This window comes from Myxococcus llanfairpwllgwyngyllgogerychwyrndrobwllllantysiliogogogochensis, from assembly GCF_006636215.1.
GTDB lineage: Bacteria > Myxococcota > Myxococcia > Myxococcales > Myxococcaceae > Myxococcus > Myxococcus llanfairpwllgwyngyllgogerychwyrndrobwllllantysiliogogogochensis.
In genome coordinates this window covers 1-10,059 of record NZ_VIFM01000353.1, presented here as the reverse complement: position 1 = coordinate 10,059, position 10,059 = coordinate 1, and the positions used below count along the sequence as shown (strand labels likewise).

At 61.8% G+C, this 10,059-nt stretch carries 7 protein-coding genes and 2 pseudogenes; 1 reads left to right on the top strand and 8 read right to left on the bottom strand.

Annotated elements, in window-relative coordinates; genetic code table 11:
• Nucleotides 1–170: 170 nt before the first annotated feature.
• From FJV41_RS44910 to FJV41_RS44875, 7 genes are all read right to left on the bottom strand, one after another.
• Nucleotides 171–1,178 (bottom strand): nucleotide kinase domain-containing protein, encoded by a 1,008-nt coding sequence (locus FJV41_RS44910; RefSeq protein WP_220137955.1) that lies wholly within the window; start codon nucleotides 1,176–1,178, stop codon nucleotides 171–173.
• Nucleotides 1,179–1,219: 41 nt separating this feature from the next.
• A complete protein-coding gene (locus tag FJV41_RS44905; RefSeq protein WP_141648787.1) occupies nucleotides 1,220–1,762 on the bottom strand; it encodes a TIR domain-containing protein in 543 nt (180 codons plus the stop codon).
• Nucleotides 1,759–2,892, bottom strand: coding sequence for a MazG C-terminal domain-containing protein (locus FJV41_RS44900; RefSeq protein WP_181791378.1), 1,134 nt, complete (start codon nucleotides 2,890–2,892; stop codon nucleotides 1,759–1,761). Before FJV41_RS44900 ends, FJV41_RS44905 begins: the two co-directional genes overlap by 4 nt.
• Complete coding sequence (locus FJV41_RS44895; protein WP_220137954.1) at nucleotides 2,889–3,569, bottom strand: Nmad2 family putative nucleotide modification protein; 681 nt, start codon at nucleotides 3,567–3,569, stop codon at nucleotides 2,889–2,891. Before FJV41_RS44895 ends, FJV41_RS44900 begins: the two co-directional genes overlap by 4 nt.
• Nucleotides 3,569–4,051 carry a TIR domain-containing protein gene (locus FJV41_RS44890; protein ID WP_141648786.1) on the bottom strand — a complete coding sequence of 161 codons (483 nt, stop codon included), beginning with the start codon at nucleotides 4,049–4,051 and terminating at the stop codon, nucleotides 3,569–3,571. The genes FJV41_RS44895 and FJV41_RS44890 overlap by 1 nt, the downstream gene beginning before the upstream one ends.
• A gap of 5 nt (nucleotides 4,052–4,056) precedes the next feature.
• On the bottom strand, nucleotides 4,057–6,114 hold the full coding sequence (locus tag FJV41_RS44885; protein ID WP_141648785.1) for a TIR domain-containing protein: 2,058 nt from the start codon (nucleotides 6,112–6,114) through the stop codon (nucleotides 4,057–4,059).
• A gap of 1,035 nt (nucleotides 6,115–7,149) precedes the next feature.
• A complete protein-coding gene (locus FJV41_RS44875) occupies nucleotides 7,150–8,601 on the bottom strand; it encodes an SEFIR domain-containing protein (RefSeq protein WP_141648783.1) in 1,452 nt (483 codons plus the stop codon).
• 227 nt (nucleotides 8,602–8,828) lie between these two features.
• On the opposite strand from FJV41_RS44875, the pseudogene FJV41_RS44870 reads away from it, so the two are divergent.
• Nucleotides 8,829–9,742 (top strand): annotated as a pseudogene (locus FJV41_RS44870) (IS3 family transposase); the annotation flags it as partial.
• A 34-nt stretch (nucleotides 9,743–9,776) separates the two neighbouring features.
• Here FJV41_RS44870 and FJV41_RS52805 read toward each other — a convergent pair.
• A pseudogene (locus tag FJV41_RS52805) lies at nucleotides 9,777–10,059 on the bottom strand (IS3 family transposase); the annotation flags it as partial.

Genomic DNA, 10,059 nt, shown 5'->3' with positions numbered 1-10,059 from the left:
CCTCCCTCCCCCTCAACAGCGCCCCTTCCCTCTTATGCGCCCCGAGTGACGCCGTTCACCATCCCGTTCGCAGCGCTCTCTGCGGGACGCGCCAACTTTGTTCGCACCATCCCGAATCTGCAAATCGCTGCGAACCCAGTGTGTTGCGCGCGGGGAGCTGGGACACTCTCTCAGATTCGCACTGTCCCGCGATGAATGCGGGGGCCATTCATCGCGGGATACAGCGTGTCGGCAAACGCGTCGACTGTGATTCCCCACTTCGGTGGGTACCATTGTGGGACCGGCACCGGTCGGGGCGCGTACTTCTGTTTGATGCGCGTTCGCCCTAACTCGCCCTCGATGTCCGGGTGGGCGACGCGCGCGTACTTGCTGACCTCGCAGAAGACGTTTTGGCAGTCGATGAGCTGCAGGCTTCGTCCCCACAGGTTCCGAAAGCTCATGCCGAGGCGCTGGAACTCGGCCTCCGAGCGCTCGGCCATGACCTGTATGATCTCGGCCTCCGTCAGCCCCGCCGTGTCCTCGAAGCACTTGCGGATGCCGTCGCGCGCGCCAGGGCCAGCGACCACGAAATCCATCTCCGAGAAGTCGGTGAGCTCGCTGTAGTTGAGATCGATGGCGAACTGGAACGCGAGGAAGTCGCCGAGCGACGGGTAGCCGCGCAGCAGCTCGAACGCGGCTCGAAGCGAGCCCGCCTTGGCGAGCTTCTTCGGAGCTCCATCCTTCATCAGGTGCTCGACTAGCCTGAGGTGGTTCCGGTGCTTGCGCGGGCTGCCGAACGCCGGCGATGGCATGATGTACGCGGCCGAGTACACGCGCGCTCCTTCGTCGAGGAGCCCGTCCAGCACCTTCGCGTAGGCATCGAACGAGAAGTCCTTCCAACTCAGCGCGCCGAGCTTCGTGTGCAAGCTCTCCCATGTCTCGATCTTGTTGAATAGCTTGAACAGGATCGTGCGGAAGAAAATCTCCTCGGCCTTCTGCGAGCCCTCGTAGATCACGTGGCGGATCAGGTACTGGCTCACGCGGTCCGACGCCCGGTACGTGTTCGTGAACCGATGCACGCTGAGGATCGGGTCCTCGGTCCACGGTGGCGTGCTGCCCAGCACGCGGCGCATGAACATCTCCTGACGCTCCGAAGCGAAGCGCCAGTAGGTGTCGAACACAGGGGTCGTCTTGAGCACGCGCCCGCCTTCGAGTCGGATCTCGTATGGAGGGCGCATGCTCAATCGGCCCACTCGCTGCCCGTCCGGTTCCTCGCGAACAACACTCGCGAGTTGTCCGGCTGCTTCGTGCTCTTTCGCAGGTAGGCGTCGTGAATCCAGCCTTGGACTGTCGCGGCGTTGTCCGACCAGTTGTAGATGGTTGCGAACTCGCATTTGAGGTTGTCGTAGAGACGCGGCGGGATCGTGCGCGAGTTGCACTTCGTCGGGTCGGTTCGCGGGTACGTGGGGAGCAGGATGCCGAGAAGGCCCGATCGAGGGTTGTACTCCGTGTGTCGGATCGACGACCCGATCTCCCAGTCGACGTGCTTCCGCTGCCATGTTTCCGCGCCGATCAGCACAACCGTCACTGACGTGTCGCGGAGGTACTCATCGCGGATCTTCTGGCGAATCGTATCGGCAGGTAGATTCGGGTCGATGTCCCCATCATTCACCGATCCCGGCACGAGGGCGTCGAAGATGGTGCCGAACTGCTCGAACTTGGTCTTGTAAGTCTCGTCGCGCGCGTGGTGGTAGCTGACGAAGACCTTGTGCCTGTTGCTCATGTCGTTCCTCGCAAAGGTGAAGGAAGCCCCTTACCTCGCTCCTCGTTCGCAGCGTGGGGTATGTAGCTGAGTCGGCGCTCGATGAGGTCGAGCGTCACCCGCCCGCCTGGTCCAGCGCACAGCTCGCGGAAGACGCGGTAGCCATCGAGGATGGCCGTCTCCCACTGCCAAAGCGGCACGGCCTCGACCTCGAAGCCCTCGACGAACTCCTTGACGGTCTTCAGCAGGTCGAGGTCGACGTGATCGAGCCCCTCGAAGAACTTGAGCTGCTTCGCGCGGCTGAAGACGATCGCCGAGACGGCCTCCTCGATGATGCCCGCTCGGGCTCCGTCCTGTGCCTCGTCGATCTTCGAGTTGCTCTTGCGCTTTGTTCGCATGAGCGCGCGCACGACCGGCGACCATCCGAGATGCACGGCGTAGGAGAAGTGGAAGATGTCGTGGAAGCGATAGCCGTCTGGGTCCTCGATGTTGTCGGTGAGGCGGTCGCCGAAGTTGATGTCGTTGCACCGCAGGATGACGGCCCGCTGAGTGCCACGTGCGCGTTCGAGAAAGTCGACGCGAAGGCGTCGAGGGAGCTGCTCCTCCACGGAGAAGCCGTCGTCGAAGAGCGGCGCGTACTGCTTCTTGTCGGGCCAGCGGCTCCTGGTCTTCGCTGTGTTGCGCTCGGCTACAGCACGAAGGGAGATCTCAGCGTCGTGGCAGATGACGGTCAGCAACGCCCATACGCGACGCAGCCGCGCGCCGGCGTCGCCATTGTTCGACGAGCTGATCGCCGCGAGCACCTCTCCCACCGCCGCTCCGAAGTCGAGGTGCCCCATAAGCTGGGGACCATCTGCCGCCGGAATGATGCCATCGCCGGGCACCTGTAGCTCGTCGAGTAGCCCAGGAGCGACGACAGCCACGAGGCGCACGAAGTACCAAAGAAAGTCGCCGACTTCCTCGACCATCTTCTCGTGGTACACGGGATAGGCATCCCGCTCGCGGCGCTTCTTCTTCAGTTCTGCGACGACGCTTCCGGCCTCTCCGATCATGCCTGCGGCTAGCAGTGCAGCGTGGTCCGACTTGCCCGCGAAGTGGTCGGTCTTCGCCGCCGTTGCCGCGAACTCGGGGAGCCAGCGCGTGGCGTTCATCGCGCGGTCCTTCGGGCGGATTGCTTCTTCTTGACGGCCGCGTTCATCGCGGAGGCGGCCGCGGCTCGCTCGTGCCTCGCGAACTCGAGAGGATCGCCCTGGATGCCCCACCTATTTTCCCGCTCAAGCCACGCAGAGAAGGCGACGGGCAAGTCGCCTTCAAAGACGCGATTGTATCTCCCTGCGCAGATGTCGTCCTTGTCCTTGCCGAACGAGCGAAACCGCTTCGGGAGCTCCGGCGCCGAACGGCCCCAGTAGACAAACTTCGTCGCGACGAGCAGGCGGTCCACCCCGGTGTCTGGAACGAGGTTGGCGTCGTTGACGCGACCGCCCGGCAGGCTGTGATGAGAATCGGCTTGCACCCACCGCTCGCCCTCGCGGTGATAGATGTTGTCACCATACATGACCTTCAGGCTACCCGTCAGGTTGGGGCGCTTGACGAGGAAGCGTGAGTCGTTCCAGTACTTGTCGAAGTCGAGGACCTCGCTCACCTGCATCGCGTAGATGAGGCGGCCACGATACTTGTAGGTGCTCGCCGCGCCGGTCCCGATGACCCAGTCTCCGACGGACGCGCGCTTGCGGATCTTCGGTTTGCACGTTGCCAACGTGCAGAAACCAAAGAACGGGTTCGGAGCAAAGCCGAAGTCACGCGCCACGACGTAGGAGTAGAGCCGCATCAGCAGTTAAACCTCTTGACGGTGTAGTCCGGCGCCGTACGCGGGCTACCAGTGGCAGGGTCGTCGAAGCTATTGATCTTGCCGTTGATTGCATCGACGACGCGCTCGCTCTGCCAACCCACGACCACAGCATCGCCGTGCGTTCGAAGCGCCTCGGGGATGTCCGCGTCAGTTGCGCCCTGCGCGAACACGCCGACAACCTTCTTCCCCTGCTCGATCGCGTACTGGATCTCCCAGTTCACCCAGTCACTCTGCGCTGTGTTGTGCGTGATGAGCACGACGAGCGTGCTCGCCCAGTCGATGTGCGGCTTGAGGAACTTCTCCTTGATGTAGTCTGGGTTCGTCGCGTTGTTCGGCTTGTCGCTGTTGATCGACCCGTCGCGCACCTCCATCCCGGCTTTCGAGATCAGGTCCTTCAGCTTTGGGAGAAGAACGTCGTCTTCGTGAACGTGAGAGATGAAGATGTGCTTTGTGTCCGACATGCTCTTCACTCCGCGCCGCCAGCGACTGCTGGCTGATTGCATTGTTGCAGCCCGTGAAGGACCAACTCGACGATGCGCTCGGCCGAGCGCGCCGTCGCGAGTTCACGGTTCTCTTCGACGGACAGTCCGTTTTTGAGTCCCGACATGCCGCACGCCTTCAGCTCGGCGGCGATGCTTTCGTACTCCTCCCACGTCACGCCGCGGTCTGCATAGAGCTTCTTCAGCTCGGGCGCGTGCGGCAGCGCCTGATGGTATGCCGAGGTCAGCTCAGCGCGCTCGATGCCGTCGAGCGCATCAAGGACCAGCCGCGCGCAGCCCCCGAATGCACCGACGAGATAGACCGGGCGCTGAGCACGAATGCCAAAGAGCGCCTCCTCAAGGACGCCCGGCATGCGCCCCAGGTAAAGGTTATCGGGGCGTCCGAGCTTTCCGCCGACCACGACGCGCGCGCCCAGTTCTGTCGTCTGGCGCTCACGCATTTCGGTCAGCCCTCTGGACCACGCGAAGCGGCGAACAGGCGTGTCGAATGGGACCGCGACGTCGGGCTTCGCTACGAAGGCAGGGTCGAGCGACTCGTCGATGTCGCTCGGCCGGGTGCAGCGCTGCATGTCGACGAGCGGACCAAGGCGAGCTTCGTCACGCACCGAAACAAGCATCGGCCACGGGAGCCACGTGACGAGCTCCGGCGCCGCCTGCTCCGTACTCGGCGTACCCCGGAGCTGCTCTACGATGGGGTCACGGAGCAGGTCTGCGAGACGCAGCGTGTAGCCGTCAGGCCCGAGATGGCCGCCGTAGGCCAGCCGGACTCCGGCCACGAGCAGGTAGCGAGACAGATCGAGCAGGATCGAGTCCAGGTGTGCGGTTCGCAGGCCGTACCGACTGAGGTCCTCAGCGCCCGAGACCGACAGGGCAACCATCAGGTTGCGACTGCGAAGGTCGTGGGCGAGCGCGTGGCGTTGCAGCGGCGTCTCGACGCGCACCCCCGTACGCTCAAGCACCTCCAGTTCCTCGGGCCCGAGCGGCGGATCAGGATACAGGACGACGGGCTGGTCCTTGTCCTTGTCCTTTCTGAGATGGACGATTGTCACCAGCTCTGGGCCCGCTGGCAAGACCACGTCTCCTTCACGCTTGCGCTGCTTCAGGCTCTCTTCGGCGTAGGCGTGTCGAAGTACCTCACGAAGGAGGAGATCTACAACTCCTTGGGCGTCATGAGCTTTCCAGCGGATGACCGGTGTGTTGCCCGAGTACGGGAAGCGGCGCGTCTCCCTCTCCTGAACACCGTCGACGATGACAACGGGCCGTTGATGGTGCTTGGCGAACAGCACCTCCTTCCGACACCAGGCGCGCGACGAATACGAGTCGGTCACGATCGTCAGCAACGCCGTGTCCTTGACTCCTTTTTCGATCTCGTGCGCGAACCGCGAGCCCGTCGAGATGTCGCCGCTGTCGAACCAGGTCTTCTCAGGCTGGGTCGCCGTTAGATGGGCGAGCAGCGTCTTCACGACCCGAGGCTCGTGCTCGAGGTCCATCTTCGTGTGACTGAGGAAGATGGTGACTGGCGGCGCGTCCTCGTTGCCGGGGCGTGGCCGTAGCCGGCGAATTAGAAGATGCACAAGACGGCGCGCGATGAACTTGTGCCGCTCTTCGGCCCCGTCGATTGCCCAGGCGCGGAGGAAGTTCGTGTCGTCGAGCCGCTTGTCGATGGGATACGCGCTCTCGGTGAGCTGTACCGGCATGAAGCGGTGTCCGGCGGCCTCCGTGAGCGCTCGAAGCTTGGTCGCGTAGTCGCCCCACGTTGTTCCGCTCTTCGTCGGCTTGCGTGCAGCAACGGCCAGGTGATCATCGGCCAGCAAGACCACGAGAACGCGATCGGCCTCGTTTGCCACCGCAGGCTTGGGCGGCTCACTCGAGCCATCGTCAGGCGTGAAAGTCGTCGGGATCTGGAGCCCCGGTACCGCAGGGTCCGCGTTCAGCACCGCGTGGAGGTAATCGGCAGCAGCTGCCGCCTCCTTCGAATCTGGGTGGAACTCGAACTGGACAAGCAGCGGGAACTTTAGGCTCATCGCGCCCCACTCCCGGCGGGTTGAACTTGGGCTTGCAGGTTGAGTCGCGTCCGCACATGCCAAGGATACAGCCTTTGGAAGCACCAGGGATCACAAGCGAATCTGGCCCGGTCGATTTCGTGTCCCCGAACGAAGCCCATCGCGAACTCGTTCTCGGCTTTTCTCTGAGAGGACTCAAACTCTCTGAGGGGCCGAAATGCGAGTAATATCCAGTGGTTTTAAAGATGGGGCTGGGCGAGCCCTTCAATAGCAAGAGCGCTGGTGGGTTGTGGATGCCTGGGGCGAGGGTGACATCCCAGTCTTGTCGAGAGCTGGCGACGGAGGCGCTTCAGTTCATACCCCCGGCGCAGGTGCTTGGGTACGAGGACGCGGTAGGCTGGGCGGTGCATGCTCTGTTCTTCTCGCTTCCCCAGGACATACGAAAGGTGCGGCGATGCAAGCGAACCATTCCAGAGCACGCCTCTCTGGAACGCTCGCTTTCACGACCACGCTCGCATTCATATGCGCCGCCTATAAGCGACCGCTGCCGGACGGCACCACGCACCTCCTCTTCACCGGATTGGAGTTGCTGCGTCGCCTGGCGTCCCTGGTGCCTGGTGCTTGGTGCCTCGGGCAAACCTCACGAGATTCCACAGCGTCTTCGCTCCAGGCGCCAAACTGCGCATTTTCTGGTCCCTCAAGCAGATGGGGAGGAGGCGAGCCCGGGGCTTGAGGCAGCGGCCAGCAAGGAGCGAATGAAGCGGAGGACACCGCGAGTGGACTTACGCCGAGTTGCTCAGCAGGACGTTCGACTTCGACGTGTTCCCCTGCGTGAGGTGTGGAGGCAGGCTCAAGGGTCTTGGCGGACTTGAAGGGGGCCCCCGGGGTGCAGGCGATTCTGGAGCACCTGGGCTTGCCCACGGCATCTGCGAGGCTGGCCCTGGCACGAGGCCCCCCAGGCCGTGCAGGAGATGAAGCGCATCGGCTGAAGGCCGCGTGGATTGGGCCACCTCGAGACCCGCTATCAGGGTACGTCCATCTATCTTGTCAAGCCGGTCACGGCCGGGTAGCAAGCTTCCCGAAATTTCCCAGTTGCTCGTACTTCAGATGGAAGTGCGCATTTGGAAACTGAATCTGCCTGCCTAGAGGGTTTGCCTGATTTGCGATTGAGTACATCTCAACAAACTGATCCTTGTCCTCAACTGCGAACAACTCGCGCAAGCCATCAAAGACACGCTCGGACTCTGCTCGCTGGAAGAGTGGAAATGTCTTGCCGATGCCGGCAAACGTCAGTGTGAGGGGAAACCAAAGGGACTGCTTGTGGATAAAGCTAAAGAGGGTTAGAATGAATTCGGTCTGCATTATTTCGTCAAAAGAAACGTAGCCCAGCGCTCTATCCTTGACGAGGCCTGCCGTGGGACTGACAAGACTTACCTTTGCCTTCCTGTAGCCCTCAAGAACTCTGAGGTACGGTCGAAAACACGCAAAAGAGTCAAACGCCATCTCCCCATTGCCCAGCGGAGCATGGTATTCGCGCGAGAGCATTGTATTGACAGTCTTGAATTGCGACTTCCGAATGAGTGCGGATACTGTGTGCAGGAAGAGCTCGTAAGTGATGAACTGGGCAGCTTCAATTGACTCGTTGGGGGGAATTGTTCCCCCTCCCTTGGGATAAGGGACCGATAGTGCCTTGGTGACGCTCTCGAAGAAGGCAAAGAGAGGCTCCGTTAGATAGCCGGGGGTGGTGTGTCCAGCGAGGAAGTCCAATAGGCCAATGAACTCGTCTCGGGTGGATGTGAAGTCCTGTATCCTCTTCAGGGCCTCGTCCTCCAGTTCGCTGTAGTTGTGGTGTTTGGATGGGGGAATATTGTTGATTTCGTCTGAAATTGCGCCAAGGTAGTCGTTTATTGTGTTTGTCGCATATGGTCTTGATTTAAGGATTGCATCACGGACCGTCCGCTCGCGACCAGCGGTCGCCGTAGGTTGCTGAGTATCTTCAAGAATGAAGGCAGGTGTTTTCCCGAGCTTTGGTTTTTTAAGTTGCGGTTTATTGTAGATATTTCTGATTAACCTTTCGTAGTTTTCGTTCTCGCTCTCCAGGGTGGACATGTCGATGAAGTATCGATTTTTGAGGTAGACTGGGAGAGCGGGCTTCCCGTCGTCGAGTTCGAAAACGATAGGGATGAATTTTTCTTGTTCGATACTACTGTACACCTCTGACGAGATGATTTGAGATTCGGTCCCAACGCCCCCCGTGCGTTTGTCGGCTTTTTCGGCGTATTTCTTGTCGGAGATGATTAAGACCTTAGAAATGTCCTTCTGGGTTGCCAGTTTCTCCATGAACGCGATGATGTCGTGGCCTTCTCGTAGACTGTAGACATCGATGATGACTTCGATCCCGTCACCAAATAGGCGGTCAGCCAATCCGCGCACTCTTTCGTTGTGGTCGGGTGATGACCATGCGTACGAAATAAAGATCTTGGGTGCTGCTGTGTCTGGTGTGCTCATGTTGGATTGAGTTGGGTGAGGTGCAGTTCGACCTCAGATGGAGGTCCTGTAAGTCTTGTCGAGTCCTCGTGCCGATTCAATGCGGTCATTATTGACTCACAGACTTGGGCTTTCGTTGCTCCCTTTTGCTTTCCTGGGGGATGTGCCAACGCAGTGACATGCCCTGCGGTTTTCGGACCACCTGAAGGTTGAGAGGATGCCGTCTCCGGCCACCACAGAGGCAGGCAGTGAAGAAGAGTCGGTTCAGCGAAGAGCAGATGGTCGCGATTCTGCGCGAGGCGGAGCGGTCGTCAGTACCGGAGACCGCGAAGAAGCACGGAGTGAGCGAGCCGACGGTCTACGCATGGCGCAAGCGCTTCGGGGGCATGGACGCCAACGACACGAAGCGGCTGAAGCAGTTGGAGGCGGAGAATGCCCGGCTGAAGAAGCTGCTGGCTGAGCGGGACTTAGACATCGAAGTGTTGAAGGAAATCCAAGCAAAAAAATGGTGAGCGCCCCCGCGCGAAGACAGCAGGTGGAGTATGCCCGCGCCCGGGGGCTGTCCACCCGGCGAGCATGCAGGCTGTTGCGGGTGGCGCGCTCGGCCATGGGGTACGTGTCGCAGAAGGCACAGCGGGAGAAGCCTGTCGTGGAGCGGATGCGCGAGCTCGCCCTGCAGTACCCGAGGTACGGCTACCGTCGCATCCGCATCTTCTTGGAACGGGACGGTCACCGCATGTGTCCAGACAGGGCGCATCGGCTCTGGCGCAAGGAGGGCCTGCAGGTGCCGCGCAAACGGCCCAGGCGGCGAGTGGCGGCCAGCCGCCCGCGTCCGTTGCCCGCGACGGGGCCCAACCAGGTGTGGGCCTACGACTTCGTCTTCGACGGCTGCGCCAACGGACAGCAGCTCAAATGCCTCACGGTGGTGGACGAGTGGACGCGCGAGTGCCTCGCCATCGACGTCGCGGGCGCCATCCGCTCCGGACGGGTCGTCGAGGTGCTGTCGAAGCTGGTGAGTCAGAGAGGGGCACCCAGGCACATGCGCAGTGACAACGGGCCGGAGTTCGTCGCCTCGGCCATCCTGCGGTGGGCCGCGGAGGCGCGCATCGAGCTGGCACACATCGCGCCGGGCAAGCCCTGGCAGAACGGCACCGACGAGAGCGGTGAGCGTCAAGGTAGATGTCGCGTGAGAGGGTTCAGCCGATGCGCTTCATCTCCTGCACGGCCGAGATGCGGCTGGGCGAGGGGCCCAGGCGGACGGAGCCCGCGGGAGTCCAGTTGCGCGTGACGCGGCTCCAGCGCTCCGGGTGACGGGATTGGGCGCGCTGGTACACCCGGTGGCGTCGAGCCAGCAGCGAGGCCTCGCGACCGAAGTGCCTGTCGTCAGGCGTGACGAAGCGGATGGCGGAGTGAAGGTGCTCGGTGTTGTACCAATCCACGAAGCGCGTCACCCAGTCGTGCGCATCCTCGGCGGACGCA